This is a genomic window from Vagococcus sp. 211 (assembly GCF_056322705.1).
The window spans coordinates 929,174-948,683 of sequence record NZ_CM150475.1 but is presented as its reverse complement, the minus strand read 5'-3'; the positions used below and the strand labels follow the sequence as shown (position 1 = coordinate 948,683).

The 19,510-nt window shown below is 36.4% G+C and carries 17 protein-coding genes and 2 pseudogenes; 3 read left to right on the top strand and 16 right to left on the bottom strand.

Going from position 1 to position 19,510, the window contains the following annotated elements; genetic code table 11:
• Window positions 1–70 precede the first annotated feature (70 nt).
• From gndA to truB, 10 genes are all read right to left on the bottom strand, one after another.
• A complete protein-coding gene (gene gndA / locus ACVWM0_RS04700; RefSeq protein ID WP_476473470.1) occupies window positions 71–1,504 on the bottom strand; it encodes an NADP-dependent phosphogluconate dehydrogenase in 1,434 nt (477 codons plus the stop codon).
• 108 nt (window positions 1,505–1,612) lie between these two features.
• Window positions 1,613–2,512 carry a DMT family transporter gene (locus ACVWM0_RS04695; RefSeq protein WP_476473469.1) on the bottom strand — a complete coding sequence of 300 codons (900 nt, stop codon included), beginning with the start codon at window positions 2,510–2,512 and terminating at the stop codon, window positions 1,613–1,615.
• Window positions 2,513–2,580: 68 nt separating this feature from the next.
• Window positions 2,581–3,531, bottom strand: a complete 951-nt coding sequence (locus tag ACVWM0_RS04690; protein ID WP_476473468.1) for a metal ABC transporter substrate-binding protein — start codon at window positions 3,529–3,531, stop codon at window positions 2,581–2,583.
• A gap of 130 nt (window positions 3,532–3,661) precedes the next feature.
• The gene (gene dnaJ / locus ACVWM0_RS04685; RefSeq protein WP_476473467.1) at window positions 3,662–4,813 is read right to left on the bottom strand and encodes a molecular chaperone DnaJ; all 1,152 of its coding nucleotides are present in this window, start codon (window positions 4,811–4,813) and stop codon (window positions 3,662–3,664) included.
• A gap of 153 nt (window positions 4,814–4,966) precedes the next feature.
• Window positions 4,967–6,790, bottom strand: a complete 1,824-nt coding sequence (gene dnaK, locus ACVWM0_RS04680) for a molecular chaperone DnaK (RefSeq protein ID WP_476473466.1) — start codon at window positions 6,788–6,790, stop codon at window positions 4,967–4,969.
• A gap of 48 nt (window positions 6,791–6,838) precedes the next feature.
• Window positions 6,839–7,372, bottom strand: coding sequence for a nucleotide exchange factor GrpE (grpE, locus tag ACVWM0_RS04675; RefSeq protein ID WP_476473662.1), 534 nt, complete (start codon window positions 7,370–7,372; stop codon window positions 6,839–6,841).
• Window positions 7,373–7,402: 30 nt separating this feature from the next.
• Window positions 7,403–8,437, bottom strand: a complete 1,035-nt coding sequence (gene hrcA, locus ACVWM0_RS04670) for a heat-inducible transcriptional repressor HrcA (protein WP_476473661.1) — start codon at window positions 8,435–8,437, stop codon at window positions 7,403–7,405.
• Between the two features lie 171 nt (window positions 8,438–8,608).
• Complete coding sequence (hemW, locus tag ACVWM0_RS04665; RefSeq protein WP_476473465.1) at window positions 8,609–9,745, bottom strand: radical SAM family heme chaperone HemW; 1,137 nt, start codon at window positions 9,743–9,745, stop codon at window positions 8,609–8,611.
• An 11-nt stretch (window positions 9,746–9,756) separates the two neighbouring features.
• Entirely contained in the window at window positions 9,757–10,695 is a 939-nt protein-coding gene (gene ribF, locus ACVWM0_RS04660) for a riboflavin biosynthesis protein RibF (protein ID WP_476473464.1), read from the bottom strand.
• Between the two features lie 14 nt (window positions 10,696–10,709).
• Window positions 10,710–11,627, bottom strand: a complete 918-nt coding sequence (truB, locus tag ACVWM0_RS04655; RefSeq protein WP_476473463.1) for a tRNA pseudouridine(55) synthase TruB — start codon at window positions 11,625–11,627, stop codon at window positions 10,710–10,712.
• 254 nt (window positions 11,628–11,881) lie between these two features.
• Here truB and ACVWM0_RS04650 point away from each other — a divergent pair, with 254 nt between their 5' ends.
• The 3 genes from ACVWM0_RS04650 to ACVWM0_RS04640 all read left to right on the top strand — a co-directional run bounded on the left by ACVWM0_RS04650 (window position 11,882) and on the right by ACVWM0_RS04640 (window position 15,055).
• The gene (locus tag ACVWM0_RS04650) at window positions 11,882–12,706 is read left to right on the top strand and encodes a transporter substrate-binding domain-containing protein (RefSeq protein ID WP_476473462.1); all 825 of its coding nucleotides are present in this window, start codon (window positions 11,882–11,884) and stop codon (window positions 12,704–12,706) included.
• Between the two features lie 2 nt (window positions 12,707–12,708).
• Window positions 12,709–13,368 (top strand): amino acid ABC transporter permease, encoded by a 660-nt coding sequence (locus ACVWM0_RS04645; protein ID WP_476473461.1) that lies wholly within the window; start codon window positions 12,709–12,711, stop codon window positions 13,366–13,368.
• 259 nt (window positions 13,369–13,627) lie between these two features.
• A complete protein-coding gene (locus ACVWM0_RS04640) occupies window positions 13,628–15,055 on the top strand; it encodes an HTH domain-containing protein (protein WP_476473460.1) in 1,428 nt (475 codons plus the stop codon).
• 58 nt (window positions 15,056–15,113) lie between these two features.
• Here the strand turns inward: ACVWM0_RS04640 and rbfA are convergent, their stop codons facing one another.
• The 6 genes and pseudogenes from rbfA to nusA all read right to left on the bottom strand — a co-directional run bounded on the left by rbfA (window position 15,114) and on the right by nusA (window position 19,494).
• Window positions 15,114–15,461: a 30S ribosome-binding factor RbfA gene (gene rbfA / locus ACVWM0_RS04635; RefSeq protein ID WP_476473459.1), complete on the bottom strand. Its 348-nt coding sequence runs from the start codon at window positions 15,459–15,461 to the stop codon at window positions 15,114–15,116.
• A 21-nt stretch (window positions 15,462–15,482) separates the two neighbouring features.
• Window positions 15,483–17,426 (bottom strand): annotated as a pseudogene (gene infB, locus ACVWM0_RS04630) (translation initiation factor IF-2); the annotation flags it as partial.
• 194 nt (window positions 17,427–17,620) lie between these two features.
• Window positions 17,621–17,729: pseudogene (locus ACVWM0_RS04625) on the bottom strand (translation initiation factor IF-2 N-terminal domain-containing protein); the annotation flags it as partial.
• 12 nt (window positions 17,730–17,741) lie between these two features.
• Window positions 17,742–18,047, bottom strand: coding sequence for a YlxQ-related RNA-binding protein (locus tag ACVWM0_RS04620; protein WP_476473458.1), 306 nt, complete (start codon window positions 18,045–18,047; stop codon window positions 17,742–17,744).
• Complete coding sequence (gene rnpM, locus ACVWM0_RS04615; protein WP_476473457.1) at window positions 18,040–18,336, bottom strand: RNase P modulator RnpM; 297 nt, start codon at window positions 18,334–18,336, stop codon at window positions 18,040–18,042. Before rnpM ends, ACVWM0_RS04620 begins: the two co-directional genes overlap by 8 nt.
• 18 nt (window positions 18,337–18,354) lie before the next feature.
• Window positions 18,355–19,494: a transcription termination factor NusA gene (gene nusA, locus ACVWM0_RS04610; RefSeq protein WP_476473456.1), complete on the bottom strand. Its 1,140-nt coding sequence runs from the start codon at window positions 19,492–19,494 to the stop codon at window positions 18,355–18,357.
• Between the last annotated feature and the right edge of the window lie 16 nt (window positions 19,495–19,510).

Below are 19,510 nucleotides of genomic sequence, written 5' to 3'. Positions count from 1 at the left end.
ATATTTTGCAAAGGATGTCACTCGTAAGAATAAAAAATCATGCTGAAGAATCAACATGATTTTTTCCTATCTATTTGTTGTCTTTTTTACCATACCAATCGTAATGGAAGACACCATCACGGTCTTTTCTTAAGTAAGTATGTGCCCCAAAGTAATCTCTTTGTGCTTGAATAATGTTAGCAGGTAAATCTGCTGTACGATATGAGTCGTAATAAGCAATGGCTGATGAGAAAGTTGGCGTTGGTACACCTGCTTGTACAGCAAGAGAAACAACATCACGAACCGATTGTTGGTACTCATTAGTGATTGCTAAGAAATACTCATCTAATAGTAAGTTTTTAATGTTAGGCTCACGGTCATAAGCATCTGTAATCTTTTGTAAGAAACGAGCACGAATAATACAACCGGCTCTAAAGATTTTAGCAATCTCACCGTAGTTCAAGTCCCATTCGTTTTCTTCACTGGCTGTACGCATTTGAGCAAACCCTTGAGCATAGCTCATGATTTTACTGAAGTAAAGAGCTTGACGAATTTTCTCAACGTATTCTTCTCTGTTTCCTTCAAAAGTTGGAATAGGTCTCACAGGAATAACTGTGCTAGCTTCAACACGTTCATCCTTTAATGCAGAAATATAACGGGCAAAGACTGATTCTGTAATTAAAGGTAACGGTGTACCCAAGTCTAATGCACTTTGGCTTGTCCATTTACCTGTGCCCTTGTTACCTGCAGCGTCTAGTATAACATCAACAATCGGCAACCCTGTACCTAAGTCATCTTTACGAGTTAAAATATCAGACGTAATTTCCATTAAATAGCTATCTAATTCGCCTGAATTCCAATCAGCAAAAATATCCGCTACTTCAGAAACAGATAAGCCTAAGACACGTGTTAATAAGTCATAAGACTCAGCAATTAATTGCATGTCTCCATATTCGATACCATTATGTACCATTTTGACATAATGACCTGCACCATTTGGTCCAATGTACGTCACACAAGGTTGCCCATCTTCTTCGGCTTTAGCAGCAATCTGCTCAAAAATAGGTTTCACTAATTCATAGGCTTCTTTTTGTCCACCTGGCATCATTGAAGGGCCTTTAAGTGCGCCTTCTTCTCCACCAGATACACCCGTTCCAATGAAGTTAATCCCTGAATTGGCTAATTCTTCATTACGACGAATAGTATCTTCAAAGAAAGTATTTCCCCCATCAATTAACACATCACCTTTATCTAAGTGAGGCAGTAAATTTTGAATGGTTAAATCTGTGGCTTTCCCTGCTTGTACCATTAACATGATACGACGTGGTTTTTCTAAAGATGCTACAAATTCTTCCACTGAGTAAGTTGCCACTAATTTTTTATCTGGATTTTCTGAAACGACTTCTTCTGTTTTTGACGCAGTTCGGTTAAAAATAGAAACAGAATACCCTCTACTTTCAATATTTAATGCTAAATTTTTACCCATGACGGCCATTCCGACAACGCCGATTTGCTGTTTAGACATTTAGTTACCTCCATTATTATCTTAAAACGACTCATTTAAAATGAATTCCTTTACCATTATAGCCTATTTTACCTCAAATTAAAATAATTGAAACTTTTTTGAAAGTTTTTATAGATCCTCTGCTCGAGAGAGTAGAAAGACTGCCAATATAATCACGGCAATACTAGTTAATTCTACCTTAGACAAGCTCACACCAAGAAACAAAACAGATAAGACAGCTGAGCTTAAAGGTTCAAATGATGTTAATAAACTAGCATATTGAGCAGGAATATAATTCGTACTTTTTAATAAACACATGTACGATAAAATCGTACCAAAAATAACAATAAATCCTACACCTGATAAAGTCGCCATATCCATATTAGGTGCTTCATGCCAAAAAGGATAGAAAATTTGTAACATACCGCCACCCATTAACATGCCCCATCCAATGACCAATAATGTGCCATATTTTTTTAATAAGGCTCTCGGTTGAACAATATAAAAAGCCCCAAAGAACCCTGCTAACAAGCCCCAAATTAAGCCTTCCGTAGAAATAGATAATGTGCTAATATCTCCACCTGTCACCAGTAGAATAATTCCTAACAGAGACAAAAGAATACTCACTACTGTCAGCTTACTTGGTATTTTTTTTGATTCAAAAATAAAAAAGACCACTAAAAAAATAGGTGATAGGTACTGCAATATCGTTGCTGTTGCCGCGTTACTCGTCGCAATCGCTTTGAAGAAAGAGAACTGCAACGCGTTCACACCAAATAAACTAAAAATAAATAAAGTAAACAATTCTTTTTTATTTTTAATAGGTGCTAACACCTCTTTTTTATACTTTAAACTGGCAATAACAATCATAATAATACCAGCAAAAAAGATTCTCACTCCTACTAACCAACTTGTTTCTACTTGTTTAGTGGTCATTAAAAACTGCGCAATCACGCCAGAAGCTCCCCAAAATAATGACCCTGTAATGGCTAAGACAATCCCAATTGACTTAGAACTATGATGTTTCATCCTATACGACATCCCCTTTTACTCTATCTATAAATAAATACAATAAAAACCCTAGTATAAACTAGAGTTTACTTTATTGATTTTTTTAAGTTTAGCATATTTTCACGCATAACGGTCAAATAGTTTTCACCTTTTTCACGTTGTCCTTTTGGCAATGATTCCATTGGGTTTAAAGTCAGTAGTTTTGCTCCTGTTGCATCACTAATTGTCTTCGCTATTTTAGGTGTTGCTGAAGATTCCGTATAAATATAAGTGATCTGTTTCTCATTAACCGTGTCTTCAATGTGCTTCAACTCTTTAGGTGTTGGCTCTTGATCAGGATTAATCCCAGATATAGAAACCTGTTCTAAACCATACTCATGAGCTAAGTAACTAAAAGCAGCGTGCTGTGTGACAAATGTCTTGAACGTTGCCTCATTAGCCATTTCTTGATATTCTTGGTCCAATGCGCTCAATTCATCTTTATACAAGCGACTGTTTTCTTCATAACTTACTTGGTTGGTCTCATCTGCTTTAATCAAGGCTTCTGTTATAGTCGATACTTCTTGCTGAGCTAAAACGGGACTTAGCCACACATGAGGATCATGCGCCCCGTGGTCATGTTCTTCGTGACCTTCATGTTCATCCTCTGCCTCGTGATCATGTTCTTGTGAATCAAGTAAATCAATTCCATCACTGGCTTCTACCACAACAACGTTAGACTGATCAATACTAGCTAAAACAGCCTCTACCCATGTTTCCATTTCTTTCGAATTATAAATAAACACATCAGCATCTTGTATCTTAGCCATGTCTTTAGCACTAGGCTCATAATCATGAGGTTCTACCCCCCCATCAATTAACATCGATACATCAGCATGTTCTTTTGCAACTTGAGTTGTAAAGTCATACATAGGATAAAAAGTCGTCACTACTTTCAACGGCCCGTCTTGCTGTTCCGTCTTTTCAACCGCCTTACCACATCCTATCAATAGAAGCGTTGAGGCCATAATTAAGCCCAATAATTTTATTTTTTTCATTATTTCCCTCTCTTCAAACCGTAATGATTACCATTTAGATGATACAATGATTTACTCCCTATTGCAACCTTTTTATCACAAAAAAAGAAGATAAAGACATACTACGTCTTTATCCCTTTTATCGGTTATGCTATTTTTTCTTTTTCCCTGTTGAAAAAGCATCTTTCATTTTATCAAAGAAACCTTCTTCTTGTTCAATGATTTTTTTTGAACCACTAGCTTCTAAGAAACTTCTTAAAGCTTCACGTTGCCCATCGTTCAAGTTAGTTGGCGTTTCTACAGTCACCGTCACTTGTTGATCTCCGTTACCAGCGCCACGTAGTCTAGGAGCTCCTTTTCCTTTCAAGCGGAAAGTTGTTCCTGTTTGAGTCCCAGCTGGAATCTTCAATTTCACTCGACCATGTACTGTCGGTACTTCAATTTCATCCCCCAAAGCAGCTTGTCCAAAGTTAATAGATTCAGTATAGTAAATCTCTGATCCTTCCCTTTCAAAAATAGGGCTGTCTTCTACTTTAAAGACAACGTATAGATCCCCATAAGGACCTCCGTTATAACCAGCTTCTCCTTGACCTGACAAACGCATTTGTTGTCCGTCTTCAACACCTGCTGGTACGGTTACTTTAACTGCATGGTTCTTAACCATACGTCCTGCACCAGAACATGTACTACATTTATCTTTAATAATTTTACCAGAACCTTGACACTCATCACAGGTTTGACGACTCATCATGCGACCTAACGGTGTTTGACGTTCCACATTGATTGTTCCAGCACCATGACATTTTTGACATGTTTCTGGTTGTGTTCCAGGTTTAGCACCACTACCATGACACGTGACACATTCGTCTTCTCTGTTAAAACGAATATTTTTTTCTAAGCCAAAAATAGCTTCATTAAAGGTTAAATCAAGTGTATATTGTAAATCTGATCCTTGTCGAGGAGCATTTGGGTTAGCATTTCTAGAACCTCCGCCACCACCAAAGAACGATTCAAATATATCTTCAAATCCGCCGCCGAATCCTTCAAAACCACCGCTGAATCCACCTGCTCCAAAATTAGGATCAGTACTAGAATGTCCATATTGGTCATAAGCTGCTCGTTTTTGAGAATCGCTTAATATCTCAAATGCTTCTGTTACTTCTTTGAACTTATCTTCTGCATCTGCTTCTTTGTTAATATCTGGATGGTATTTTTTGGATAATTTTCGATAGGCTTTTTTTATTTCATCGTCGTTCGCTGTCTTAGATACTCCCAAGACTTCATAATAATCTCTTTTAGCCATTGGTTTATCCTCCATTCTTCCTATAATCGTTTAAATCATATCACAGAATTAAGAATTAAGAAATACTATCTTCTTAATCTGTTTTATACGAATGAAAAAGCCAAAAGCACACTGCTTTGGCTTTTTCAAAATAGTTGATTCAATTCATTTGGTTTAGTCTTCGTTAATTTCTTCAAAGTCTGCATCGACAACGTCGTCTGCTCCACCTGCTGCTGCTTCTGGGTTAGCTTCTGCTTGTTGTGCTGCTGCTTGTTCGTATAATTTAACTGTTAAGTTTTGTACGATTTCATTCAAAGCATCGCGTTTCACTTTCATATCTTCTAAGTTATTCGCTTCAACTGCTGCTTTCAATTCATCTCTTGCTTCTTCTGCTTTTTTAACATCTTCAGCATCTACTTTACCTTCTAATTCAGCTAATGTTTTATCAACTGAGAATAATAAAGCATCTACATCATTACGTAAGTCAGCTTCTTCTTTACGTTCTTTATCCGCTTCTGCGTTTGCTTCCGCTTCTTTCACCATGTTTTCGATATCTTCGTCAGATAAACCTGATGATGATTTAATTGTAATGGTTTGTTCTTTTTGTGTTCCTAAATCTTTAGCACTTACGTTAACGATACCGTTTTTATCAATATCAAAGGTTACTTCGATTTGTGGAATACCACGAGGTGCTGCTGGAATATCTGTTAATTGGAAACGACCTAATGTTTTGTTATCTGAAGCCATTGGACGCTCACCTTGTAATACGTGAATATCTACTGCTGGTTGGTTATCAGCTGCTGTAGAGAATACTTGTGATTTACTTGTTGGAATCGTTGTGTTACGGTCAATTAATTTAGTGAACACAGAACCCATTGTTTCAATACCTAATGATAATGGTGTTACGTCTAATAAGACAACATCTTTCACATCACCACTGATAACGCCACCTTGGATAGCTGCTCCCATTGCTACAACTTCATCCGGGTTAACTGATTTATTTGGTTCTTTGTTAACTTCTTTTCTTACAGCTTCTACAACTGCAGGAATACGAGTAGATCCACCAACTAAGATAATTTCGTCGATTTCTGATGCTGATACGCCTGCGTCTTTAATTGCTTGGCGTACAGGAATTTTAGTTCTTTCTACTAAATCTTGCGTTAATTCATCAAATTTAGCGCGAGTTAATGCTAACTCTAAATGTAGAGGTCCTGCTTCACCAGCTGTAATAAATGGTAAGCTGATTTGAGTGCTTGATACACCTGATAAATCTTTTTTAGCTTTTTCTGCTGCGTCTTTCAAACGTTGAACAGCCATTTTATCTTTAGATAAATCAATGCCGTTTTCTTTTTTGAATTCTTCTACTAAATAAGCAATGATTTTTTCATCAAAGTCATCCCCACCAAGGTTGTTATCACCTGCTGTAGATAATACGTCGAATACGCCATCACCTAATTCAAGGATAGATACGTCAAAAGTACCACCACCAAGGTCAAATACTAATACTTTTTCTTCTTTATCTGTTTTGTCTAAACCGTATGCTAAAGCTGCTGCAGTTGGCTCGTTAACAATACGTTCTACTTCTAAACCAGCGATTTTACCAGCGTCTTTTGTTGCTTGGCGTTGAGCATCGTTGAAGTAAGCAGGGACTGTAATAACAGCTTTGTCTACTTTTTCGCCTAAGTAATCTTCAGCGAAACCTTTTAAGTATTGTAAGATCATTGCTGAGATTTCTTGTGGTGTGTAAGATTTTCCATCAATTTCTGTTTTATATCCAGCTTCACCAATATGGCGTTTAATTGAACCAATTGTATCTGGGTTCGTTACTGCTTGACGTTTCGCTACTTCACCAACTTGGATTTCACCATTTTTAAATGATACAACGGATGGTGTTGTACGGTTACCTTCTGGGTTTGTGATGATTTTTGCTTCTCCACCTTCTAAAACTGACACTGCAGAGTTAGTAGTTCCTAAGTCAATACCGATAATTTTACTCATAATTGAATTTCTCCTTTAATCTATATAGTATGTTTTTAATTTTAATTTTTATTGTGCTACGACAACCATTGCTGGTCTAAGAATACGGTCATGTAAAATGTATCCTTTTTGTAACACTTGTACGATTTCATCTGATTGTTGTCCTTCTTCTTGAGGGACTGTTTGAACAGCTTGATGTAAATTGGGATCAAATTGATTACCCATTGATTCAATCTCAACAATACCAGCTTGTTTCAATGCGTGAATCATGCTTTCACGAACCATTTCGATTCCTTTTTTCATGCTTTCACCATGCTCATCTGTTGTTTCAATTTGTAGGGCACGATCTAAGTTATCTAATGGAGCCAATAATTCTTTGGCTAGATCTTGGGCACGATATTTCGAAGCATCCTCACGCTCTTTTTTGTTACGATTGCGCATGTTCGCAATCTCAGCTTGAGCACGAAGGAACTTGTCCTCCATGTCACTCAACTCACTCGTTAAGCGCTCTACTTCAGTTGGTTCTGCTACTGCTTCTTCCGTTGTTTCTTCGATTGTCTCTTCTTCAACAACGACAGATTCTTCATTTAACTCTTTATCCATATCTTTCACGTCACAAGACCCCTCTCTTCATTAATGATTCAATCCTCGGTAGTACAAATTCAGATGTCCTGATAACTCTTCTGTAAACACATTAAGTAATCCCTGCACCCTTGAATAGGACATACTCGTTGGACCTAGTAAGGCAATTAAACCTTTACCATGATCTGCTATCTCATATGTGGCCGTCATCAGGCTCATATTTTCTAACAACTCATGATTCAATTCGTCTCCAATTCTAATACCAATGCCCGAATGATCTGGCAACAAGAGCTGTGTTAGTTTTTCAGTGTCACTCAATAAAGAATACACTGACTTAAATTCACTCACGTTAGTAACAACATCAGAATTTAATAAATTCATTCCACCGCTCACATAAATCTGATCATCAAAAGCTTGATTGAATACTTCTTCAAACAAGTATAAAACATTAGCCGAATTATTAAAATACTTCTGAAGGACGAGTGGTATCTCAGTTCTAAGTTTATGATACACGGTTAATAAATTCTCTCCCACCAATCGGTCGTTGATAATCCGTGTCATCTTCTCAATATCCTCTGAGGTAATACTCTCTGGAATCGAAAACACTTGGCTCTCTACGTAACCTTGATCCGTTATAATAATAGCCATCAGCTGACTGTTATTTAGCGGAACAATTCTAAAACCGGTTAATTTCCGTTCCTTCACCTCTGGTCCTAAAGAAAAAGCAGTATAACTAGTTAATTCGGATAGAATTTTTGCTGAGACTTCTATAATCTCATTGGTCGCATTATAACGTCTGTCTAGAGACTGACGTATTTGATGTAACTCGTTGCTAGAAACTTTGTCAGGTTTCATCAAATGATCAACATAATACCTGTATCCCTTAGCTGACGGAATACGACCAGAGGATGAATGCATTTTTTCAATCAAACCAAGTTCTTCCAACTTAGATAAATCGTTTCGAATGGTTGCTGAACTTGCATTAATTCCCTGATTTTTTAAGGTTGCTGAGCCAACTGGAAGACCTGTGTCAGTATATAACTTAACGAGTAAGCTAAATATCTCAATTTGTCTTTCACTTAACACCTTCATCACCTTTTTCTTTAGCACTCGTTTAAATCAAGTGCTAACTACATGTATTAATATATCAAGAATAGAATTCTTTGTCAACCAAAAGCCTCACTTTTTTAGCAGTCTTCGTTCAAGAGTGCTAAAAATAACGAAAAAACAAGAGAAAACCCTTGTTCTCTCTTGTTTTTACTTCTCTATTAAAAAACGCTCAAACACGTTATTACCTAAAATCAATCCTTTATCCGTTAACATTAAACGGTCAGATTGACGTTTTAACATCTGTTCTTGAATTAACTCCGTCACAATCTGACCATACACTTGATCAAATCCTCGATTGAATTTTTCTTCAAAATGAGAAATAGAGATACCTTCCATTTTACGCAACCCTAAAAACATTTCTTCTTCCATTTGATTCTCAACTGTTAATTCTTCTATCTTAATAGTAGGCAATTCATTTTTCCTTAATGGCTCTAAGTAATGTTGAATAGGACCGTGGTTTTTATACCGAATATTCCCTAAATAACCACTTGCTCCTGCACCTAGACCATAATAATGCTCATTATTCCAATAAACAATATTATGTTTACTTTCTTTACCTGGTTCAGCAAAGTTACTTACTTCGTATTGAATTTTACCCGCAGCTGTCATTCGTTCAATGGCACGCTCAAACATATCCCCTTCAACATCAATACCAGGTAAATGCAATCGGCCTTGTCTGGCCCAATTATAAAACATGGTTTTATTTTCTAAAATTAATGAATACAGTGAATAATGAGGCAGATCTAAGGCCAAAGCTTTGTCCAGTGTGTCATCAAAACTTTCCATTGTTTGATTAGGTAGAGCAAAAATCAAATCAATACTAATATTATCAAACTGAGCTTTTTCAAAAATCTTCATTGTGTCAAATACATCTTGGGCTGTGTGTTTACGCCCTATTTTCTTCAATAAACGGTCATCAAAAGACTGAACGCCCATAGAGACTCGGTTAACCCCGTAATTTTTTAAAACATTTAGTTTATCCAAGGTTAAATCTCCTGGGTTAGCTTCCACTGTAAATTCATTGTGGTCATCAAAAGGAAGGTTCTCTCTAATCCCTGCCAATAAGACATCTAGTTGTTCCGCCGATAACGACGTTGGGGTACCACCACCAATATACAAAGTATCCATCTTTTCAGCAGGATATTTTTTGGTTGTTAACTGAATTTCTTTAATTAATGCTTGAATGTATTCGTCAACAGGCTGTCCCTCTATAAACACTTTGTTAAAATCACAATAAAAACAAATATGCTCACAAAAAGGGATATGTATGTATGCTGATGTCATATGGCTCCTCCTTATTTGTTAAAATACTCTCTCGTTTCCACTTCATCTAAATCAAGCTGAGTAATTAACCCTTCTATTCCAGTAAATTTTAACTCATCTCTTAAATAATGACACCATTGGACAGTAACGTACTCGCCATAAATATCTTGATCAAAATCTAGAATATTAACTTCGATGGTCATTGGACGATTACTTTCAAATGTAATATTATGGCCAATTTGAGCCATACCATAATGCCAGGTATTATCCACAAGTAATTTAACAGCATAGACCCCTTTTTTAGGTAAAAGAGACTGTTGGTCAATTTTAATATTAGCTGTAGGATATCCCAGTGTGCGTCCTCGCTTATCACCATGAACCACGACACCGGAGACTTCATAAGTATAACCTAAGAAATGATTAGCCTCTTCCATTTTTCCAGACCCCATCATTTCTCTAATATTTGTGGAGCTAATTTTCAAGGCTTCTTCTGTTTGCTTTGGTACTTCAATAACTTGGAATCGGTCTTGTCCATACTTAGGTAAATTCTCCATATTGGCAACATCTGCTTTACCGTAAGTATAATCAAAGCCTGCCACTGCTACTTTGGCATTTAGACCTACAATATATTGGTCCACAAAGGCTTGAGGTGTTAGGCTCGCAAAAGAAGAAGTAAACTCCACCACATATAAAAAGTCTACTCCTAACTTAGCCATACGCTGCTCTTTTTGCTCAACCGTTGTTATGTACTTCATCTTAGTGTGGTCAATCTTTTGGAAGACCACAGATGGATGATGGTTAAACGTCATAACAGCTAATTTCAAGCCACGTTTATCGGCTTCTTCTTTCGCTGTTAAAATTACTTTTTGATGCCCTCGATGCACACCATCAAAAAAACCTAAAACTAAAGCTACTTCGTCTTTAGGTATTTGTTCTACCTCATAGGGGTGATGTATATGAATAACGTTCATAGTTAAAATCTCCTTTAATCGTTTCGGAATACTTTCATTGGTTTAATGTTGCCACTTTTAGTCGGATGTACACCATAAATACTAACAATCTTTTGATTAAAAAACAAAGCAACAGGCTCATCAAAGCTTAGGGTTTTAAAGTAATCAATAGCTAAGACGGGACCGTTTCGAATGATGCTGTATTCATCCTCAGTTAAGTCGTACGTTTGAAACATCGAAATACCACGCTCTAATGGGTATAAAAAAGCCTCTTGCTGTTCTTTTTCCATCCATTCTGCTACTTGTTCCAACGTAATCGCCTCTTTTGATGTAAAACCGCCACTTTCCGTGCGAGTTAATTCAGACATATGGGCTTCAAAGCCTAATTGTTTCCCTGTATCCACAGCTAAGGTTCTCACATACGTTCCCTTGCCACAATCTACTCTGAATCGCCAACGTTGTGTCTGTGTTTCTTCATCATATACAGGTGTCGATGTTCTGACAAAATCATAGATATCCGCTTTACGTATCGGTCTTTCCACGGTTTCTCCTGCTCTTGCGTAATCATACAATCTACGACCATTCACTTTAACCGCTGAATACATCGGAGGTATTTGTGTGATTTCTCCAATAAAAGAGGCCATCATAGCATCAATTTCTTCTTCTGTGATTGCTTCTTTAACGGGAGAAATGGCCACAACTTCTCCACTAGCATCTTCTGTTTCTGTGGAAAAGCCTAATACCATTTCACCTTCGTACACTTTACGAGAATCTTGTAAGTACTCGACCACCTTCGTTGCTTTTCCTACACAAATAGGTAACACACCATCCACATCTGGATCAAGAGTCCCACTATGCCCCACTTTTTTAGTGTGTAATATTTTTCTTAATTTAAAGACGCAATCATGGCTCGTCAGACCTCTTGGCTTCCATAACGGAATGATTCCTTCCATCTTTTAAATCCCCCATCTATATCTAATCATTCATATATTATAGCATAGATAAGATTGACAAAAAATAAAAAGGAGAAGACATAATAAATACAAAATTGTTCTCATTTATTTAGACTTTTTAAAATTTTTGATTGATATTGTTGAGTTTCGCTATCTTTTCTTTGTGATGTTTGCCTTTAACTTTCTCGAAAACTTTTAATTTGTAACATCTGTCATTTATAATCAATGAGATTTGACAACTAGGAGGAACATTAATGAAAAGAAAATTATTAGCTAGCGCCATTCTTATGGCCGTATTATTTACAGGCGTAGCCTGCGGGAAAGAAAAAGTTGAAACAAAAGAAAGCAGAGTATTGGTCGTTGCAACACCTGGAACGCTTTTCCCAGCATCATACCACAACGATAAAAATGAACTAACTGGTTACGATGTTGATATCATCAATGAAATGGCCAAACGGATGGGAAAAGAAGTAAAATATAAAGAACTAAACGTAGATGGTATGTTAGCTTCTGTCCAAAATGAAACCGTTGATTTTGCGGCAAGTGACTTCACTTTAAACGAAAAAAGAGCGGACTCATTTGCTTTATCAGTACCTTTGAAATACTCATTTGGTAGTATGATCGTTCGCAAAAGTGATAACTCTGGTATCGAAAAGATCGAAGATTTAAAAGGAAAAAAATCTGCAGGTGAAGCTGTCACAAACTACATGCAAATTGCGGAACAATACGGAGCGGAATTAGTAAGTTACGATAATGCGACGAATGATCAATACCTAACAGATGTTGCTAATGGACGAACTGACGTGATTTTAAATGATTACTATTTACAAAAAATGTCGATCAATGCTATGCCTGATATTCCTGTTAAGATTTTAGAAGGCGTTTATTTTAACGCAGAACATAGTGGCTTTTTATTCAAGAAATCAAACAAAAAAACACTAGAAGAAGTGAATAAAGTACTGGAAGAAATGAAAAAAGATGGCACAATTGCTTCTATCTCTAATACTTACTTTGGGACAGATGTATCCGTTGAACCAGATGTTAAAGTAGACACTGAAATTAAATTAGAAGATAAATAACTATGACTTATATACCAAGTATCAATCTTTCTTTACTTATAGAGTCGATTCCTTACATATTGAAAGGTCTACCTTATACTTTAATCATTAGTCTCAGTGCTTTTATTATTGGCAATATCATCGGATTGGTCATAGCAGTCATTCAAATAAAAGAGGTTCCTATTATCAAACACTTACTCCGACTGTATGTCTCTTTTTTAAGAGGTACTCCTGCTATTGTACTGTTGTTTTTACTCTACTTCGGGATGCCCATTCAGTTGCCCCCAGTAACCGCAGCAATTATTTGCTTTAGTATGACAAGTAGCGCCTTTCTCTCTGAGATTTACCGAGGAGCAATCAAAGGCGTTGATTCTGGACAATGGGAAGCAGCAAAAGCATTAGGTTGGTCATTTACAGGAACCATGTTCCATATTATTCTGCCACAATCTCTTAGAATTGCTATTCCATCCCTATCCAATGTCGCTATGGATATCATTAAAGGCTCCTCTCTTGCAGCCATGATTACCGTACCTGATATTTTTCAACGGGCAAAGATTGTTGGTGGTCGAGAATTTGATTTCATGACGATGTATGTTTTAGTCGCATTGATTTACTGGGTTATTTGTATCCTAATCGAAAAGTTACAACAGTACTTAGAACAAAAAGTTGCTTTCAACAATTAAATAACACGTGTGATTACACATCGATATGCAAATAAAGACTATATCCATCATTTAATTCATTTTTGGTGTTTATAGTCTTATTTTTTTAACTTCAGGAACAAAAAAGGGATATAACAACACCAATAAACCCTCTTTTTATTTATCATCATTTTTATAAAGCGTAATTATTACAACTGATGTTTACTTTGTTTTTTTTATAGTATATATTAAATTACGTATAATTTATAAAACTATTAATATAAGAAAGAAGCGATGTAATATGATACATACTCTAGACGTTTCTTCCCAACGATTAATCAATATTTTAAAAATACTCCTTCAAGAGAAGGAATGGGTAACACCAAAGAATATTTCAGATAGCTTAGGTGTATCCGAGAAAACAGTCAATGATGATTTAAAATTCATTAAAGACTCCTGGGGAGACATTGTTGATATCCAAACTTCTTATAGTTTAGGTATCAAAGCAACGAATATATCCGTTAGTACGTTTATCAAGATACAATCTCAAATACTACTAGACTCCATCCCTATCAAATTTTTACGTGTTCTTATGTTTTATCCTTACGAAACACTCAACGACTACGCTGATCGTTTACACGTCAGCCGTTCCACCTTATACCGATACATCCCAAAAATAAATGCAGCCCTATCTAAATACAACATATCCATTGAACGCAATATGTCTTCTTATTTTTTATACTCTGAAGACGAACTACATATACGCCGATTTACAACTATTTTTTTTGTTGATATCTGTGGCTATAATAACCTTGGTTTCATGACCGGTGAACAAACTGCTTGGTTACGTGGCCGGGTCACACGCTTATTTAAACATGCAAAATTAACAATAACGGAGCTGCACCTATATTATGGGATGGTTTTTTATTTTGTTTCTATCTTGCGTGCTAAAGAAGGCTTCTTATTAGAAAATGCCATCATTCCTATTCATTATGCTGCACCTGATAAAAATGAGTTAACCGAGTTTAAGCAATTATTTAATGTGTCTGAAGTAGCTGCTATCCCTAATATTGAAGGCGCTATTTTAGGGCAGAGAGCCAAAACATCAGCCATCAAATCCGATTACAACATTGCTTTTAAAATAGAAGAGTTATTAGAATGTTGGTTACAAAAAATGCGTATCTTTAATTATGATCATGAATTAAAAGTCATTTCATCCTTTATCGAAGATATTTATTTTAATGATAAAGTCTATCATATTCCTTTGCATTTTTTCTATAGTAGGTTTGATTTTTTTGCAGAAGAAACAAAACTCATCAATCCTTCCTTGTATCACAATGTTTTAAAAATGACGCAACAACTCAGTAAATTAACCTATGTGGATTTCGTTCCTCATATTAGTTTTATTACGTATCAGTTGATGATTAATTTTCCAGAACTAATTAATACACGATTAAATAAGCAAGTCTTAATCATCAGCAATCATTCTGAAAAACACGCTCGCTTCATGGCTAAAACCGTAGCAGCTCATTTACATTTAGCACCAAGCGCTAAAAGTGACTTTACATGCATTTCTAAAAACCAACTTTCAGAGACAAACATAGAAGCCTTTAATATCCTTGTGACAAATTCCGCAACAGTTGCAAAAGAACACATGTGTTTATTAATTAATGATTTTCCCACTGAAAGCAACGCTCAGAATATTAAAGACTTACTAAATACTATCTAAACATGTAAGAAATAGACAAAAAAACAGATAAATTCCATTGAATTTATCTGTTTTTTGATTAATCTCTATTTAATTTGTTGAGTAGTTGATCAATATGACTACCATATTCTACTGAGCTATCACGCTCAAAGATAATTTCTGGCGTCTTATAAATACTTAAGCGACTACCTAACTCTTTTCGAATCAGACCTGATGCTTTATCTAAACCTGTTTGAGCTTTTTCTTTATCAGATGCTTTATCTGATAAAAGACTGTAGTAAATAGTAGCTTGTTGTAGATCACCAGTAACGTTAACTTCAGTAATATTCACTAATGCTACGCGAGGATCACGTACTTTCTTTTTCAAGATATCATTTACTTCTCTTAAGATTTCTTGGGCAACACGTCTATCACGATAATTAGCCATGATTCCGCCTCCTAAAAACGATTATTTACGTTTTACTTCTTCCATAATGAACCCTTCAATAACGTCATCAATCTTAACATCATTGTAGTTTTCAATTGTTGCTCCACACTCAAAGCCTAATTTAACTTCTTTGGCATCATCTTTGAAGCGTTTTAGACTCGCTAGTGTACCATCATGGATAACAATACCATCACGAATCAAACGAACACCACTATCACGACGAATGAAGCCTTCTGTTACGTAACAACCAGCAATAGTCCCTACTTTAGAAACAGTAATTGTTTCACGAACAATCATTTGACCTGTAATTTTCTCAACAAATTCAGGGTCAAGCATCCCTTTCATTGCTGTTTCAATTTCTTCGATTACTTTGTAGATAATACGGTGTAAACGAATGTCTACTTGTTCTTCTTCCGCTTGTGTTCTTGCTTGAGTTGTTGGACGAACGTTAAATCCTACCACGATAGCGTTACTTGCTGAAGCTAATGTAATGTCACTTTCGTTAATCGCACCAACTGCTGAATGGACGATTTTAACACGAACACCTTCAACATCAATTTTATTTAAACTTGCTGCTAAAGCTTCTGCAGAACCTTGAACGTCAGCTTTAATGATAACATTAACTTCTTTCATTTCGCCGTCTTTCAAGCTTTCAAATAAGTTATCTAATGTCACACGGCTGCTGACAGAACGTTGCTCTAATAACGCACGCTTAGCACGTTCTTCACCAGCAACACGTGCTGTTTTTTCATCTTTAAAGGTTACAAAACGATCTCCTGCTTGAGGCACGTCGTTCAGACCTGTAATCTCTACTGGCGCTGCTGGTCCAGCTTCTTTATCACGACGACCGATATCATTTGTCATCACACGAACACGTCCATGAGTATTACCTACAACGATTGGGTCTCCAACGCGTAATGTTCCATTTTGAACTAACAAAGTAACAATAGGTCCTTTACTCTTATCTAAACGTGCTTCAATAACAGTACCGATAGCTTGTTGATCTGGATTAGCTTTTAAGTCTTCTACTTCAGAAACAAGTAAAATCATTTCCAATAATTCTTCAATGTTTTCACCAAATTTAGCTGAGATTGGTACGAAGATAGTATCTCCACCCCAAGCTTCAGGAACTAATCCATGTTCACTTAATTCTTGCATAACGCGATCTGGGTTAGCTGTTGGTTTATCAATTTTATTCACTGCTACGATAATTGGAACTTCAGCTGCTTTAGCATGGTTAATCGCTTCAACGGTTTGAGGCATAACACCATCGTCTGCTGCTACCACTAAGATAGTGATATCCGTGATACTTGCACCACGTGCACGCATGCTTGTAAAGGCCGCATGTCCAGGTGTATCTAAGAATGTAATAGGTTTATTATCCACATCAATTTGGTAAGCACCAATATGTTGTGTAATTCCCCCAGCTTCACCTAAAGATACTTTTGTATGACGCAATGTATCTAATAATGTTGTTTTACCATGGTCAACGTGTCCCATAATCGTTACAACAGGTGGTCTTGTTACTAATGCATCTGGATCTTCTACTTCTACTTCGAAGAATTTATCAATATCAGCTACATCTTCTTGAATTTTTTCTTCAGCAGAAATACCATAGTCAGCTGCTAAAATTTCAATAGTATCTTTATCTAAGGCTTGGTTTTGATTAACCATTACACCTAACATAAATAACTTTTTGATAATTTCTGCTGGTTCACGGTAGATTTTTTTAGAAATATCCGCAACGTTCATACCTTCAGTATAAACTAAGACTTCTGGTAGCTCTTTAAATTTACGTGGTGGTACAGCTGGTTTGTTCGTTGGTTGATGTTTTTTCTTACCACGACGGTTATTTTTTTTATAACGGTTGTTTGGATTATTCGGGTTAAAGTTATTGCGTTTTTGTTGTCCACCTGGTTTGTTTTGTCCAGCGGCTTGATTTCCTGCTGGTTTTTGTCCTTGGTTAGACGTTGCTCCTTTAGCTGGAGCTGCTTTTGGTTGGTTTGATTGTTGTTTATTCACATGATTATCCTTACTGTTTGCCTTATTTTCTGCTTTTTGGGCAGAATGCTGGGGTGTTTGTTTCGTATCTTTTTGATGAGATGTATTGGGTTTGGTCTCCACACCTTTGATTTGTTTGACATTGTCTTCAGATAATGTACTCATGTGATTTTTCACATCAATTCCCAATTTTTGTGCTTTTTCAACTAAATCTTTACTTGGCACGTCTAGTTCCTTGGCTAGTTCATAAACTCTCTTCTTACTCATGTCATCACCGTCCTACTCTTTCATTAAGTCACTCAACTTTCGAGAGAATCCAGCGTCACAAACCCCTATGATTGCTCGGCTTTTACCAATTGCATGACTTAATTCCATTTTATTAAATGCTACAATGATTGGTGTCTCATAAGAGCCACACTTGTCTCTCATTTTTTTCTCTGTGTTTTGACTCACGTCGCTTGCTACTATTACTAAATTCACTTTATTACTTCTCACGCTATTAAGCGTTGTTTCTTCACCTGAAATTAGTTTACCAGCTCGCATTGCAATGCCTAATAAATTTAAAAATCGTTGTTCATTATTCATGACCGAATAGCTCTCTTCTTGCTTTTTGATGGGTCACAAAGTCTAATAATTCTTGATAAAATGCATCATCAAGTTTGCATTCTAAGACTTTGTCTAATATTTGTTTGTTCCAACTTTTTTGGACAACTTCAGGTTCAATAGAAAGGTACGCCCCTCTACCTGGTAGTTTTCCTGTCGGGTCAATAGAAACAACGCCTTCTTTAGAACGTACAACACGTAACATATCTTTTTTAGGTTTCATTTCATTTGAAACAACGCATTTACGCATAGGAATTTTTCTTTGTTTCATCCATGTTGCCCCCTAGAATTATTCCTCGTCTTCAACGATATCTGTTGCAATTGTTGCTAAATCAATCATTTCTTCTTCTTCCACGTCTGCCACAATCGCTTCTTCTACTAAAGTCGTTTCTTGTGCTTTCATTTCTGATTCAGGTTTGATATCAATCTTGAATCCAGTTAATTTAGCAGCTAAACGGGCATTTTGACCACGTTTACCAATAGCTAATGATAATTGGAAATCAGGAACGACAACCGTACAAGCTCTTTGACTTTCATCAAAGATAACATCTACAACTTGAGCTGGATTCAAAGCATTAGCAATAAACACTGCTGGGTCTTCATTCCACTCTACGATATCCATGTTTTCGCCTTTTAATTCGTTAACAATCGATTGAACACGTTGGCCTTTTTGACCGACACACGTTCCTACAGGATCAATGTCTGGGTTTTCTGATTTAACAGCAACCTTAGCACGGTCCCCTGCTTCTCTGGCGATACTTACGATTTCTACTTCACCATCGTATACTTCAGGTATTTCTTGTTCAAACAGGCGTTTCAACAAGTCTGGATGACTACGACTTACGTAGACTTGAGGGCCTTTTGATGTGTTTTCTACTTTCCAAATATAAACCTTGATACGGTCATGTGGTTCATACACTTCGTTTGGAATTTGGTCTTGTTTAGATAATACCGCTTCAATTTTACCTAGGTTAACGTAAATATAGCGACGGTCTTGTCTTTCAACAATCCCTTGCATGATTTCATTTTCATAAGCGCTAAACTCGTTATAGATAATTGAGCGTTCAGCTTCTCTTACTCGTTGTAAGATAACTTGTTTCGCTGTTTGAGCAGCAATACGACCAAAATCTTTTGGTGTTACTTCAAAACGAATCATGTCACCGACTTCGTAAGCTGGGTTAACTTGTTGAGCTTCTTTTAAACTGACTTCTAATTGTGAATCCATGACTTCGTCCGTTACTTCTTTGACTGAGTAAATATGAACGTCGCCTTTTTTCTCATCAAACTCTACTTCCACGTTTTGAGCTTGACCATAGTGTCTTTTGTAAGCTGATATCATCGCTGCGTCTAGCGCTTCAATCACTATTTGTTTTGAAATGCCTTTTTCTCGTTCCAGTGCATCTAGAGCACCTAACATTTCTTTATTCATGATTTATTTACCTCCA

Excerpts from the sequence above, each read along its gene's own strand:
- ACVWM0_RS04695 (WP_476473469.1), bottom strand. The coding sequence starts at position 2,512 with ATGAAACATCATAGTTCTAAGTCAATTGGGATTGTCTTAGCCATTACA.
- ribF (WP_476473464.1), bottom strand. The coding sequence starts at position 10,695 with ATGAACGTTATTCATATACATCACCCCTATGAGGTAGAACAAATACCT.
- nusA (WP_476473456.1), bottom strand. The coding sequence starts at position 19,494 with ATGAATAAAGAAATGTTAGGTGCTCTAGATGCACTGGAACGAGAAAAA.
- rnpM (WP_476473457.1), bottom strand. The coding sequence starts at position 18,336 with ATGAAACAAAGAAAAATTCCTATGCGTAAATGCGTTGTTTCAAATGAA.
- dnaJ (WP_476473467.1), bottom strand. The coding sequence starts at position 4,813 with ATGGCTAAAAGAGATTATTATGAAGTCTTGGGAGTATCTAAGACAGCG.
- rbfA (WP_476473459.1), bottom strand. The coding sequence starts at position 15,461 with ATGGCTAATTATCGTGATAGACGTGTTGCCCAAGAAATCTTAAGAGAA.
- ACVWM0_RS04640 (WP_476473460.1), top strand. The coding sequence starts at position 13,628 with ATGATACATACTCTAGACGTTTCTTCCCAACGATTAATCAATATTTTA.
- grpE (WP_476473662.1), bottom strand. The coding sequence starts at position 7,372 with ATGGATAAAGAGTTAAATGAAGAATCTGTCGTTGTTGAAGAAGAGACA.
- ACVWM0_RS04620 (WP_476473458.1), bottom strand. The coding sequence starts at position 18,047 with ATGAATAATGAACAACGATTTTTAAATTTATTAGGCATTGCAATGCGA.
- ACVWM0_RS04645 (WP_476473461.1), top strand. The coding sequence starts at position 12,709 with ATGACTTATATACCAAGTATCAATCTTTCTTTACTTATAGAGTCGATT.
- ACVWM0_RS04650 (WP_476473462.1), top strand. The coding sequence starts at position 11,882 with ATGAAAAGAAAATTATTAGCTAGCGCCATTCTTATGGCCGTATTATTT.
- hemW (WP_476473465.1), bottom strand. The coding sequence starts at position 9,745 with ATGACATCAGCATACATACATATCCCTTTTTGTGAGCATATTTGTTTT.
- gndA (WP_476473470.1), bottom strand. The coding sequence starts at position 1,504 with ATGTCTAAACAGCAAATCGGCGTTGTCGGAATGGCCGTCATGGGTAAA.
- dnaK (WP_476473466.1), bottom strand. The coding sequence starts at position 6,790 with ATGAGTAAAATTATCGGTATTGACTTAGGAACTACTAACTCTGCAGTG.
- ACVWM0_RS04690 (WP_476473468.1), bottom strand. The coding sequence starts at position 3,531 with ATGAAAAAAATAAAATTATTGGGCTTAATTATGGCCTCAACGCTTCTA.
- truB (WP_476473463.1), bottom strand. The coding sequence starts at position 11,627 with ATGGAAGGAATCATTCCGTTATGGAAGCCAAGAGGTCTGACGAGCCAT.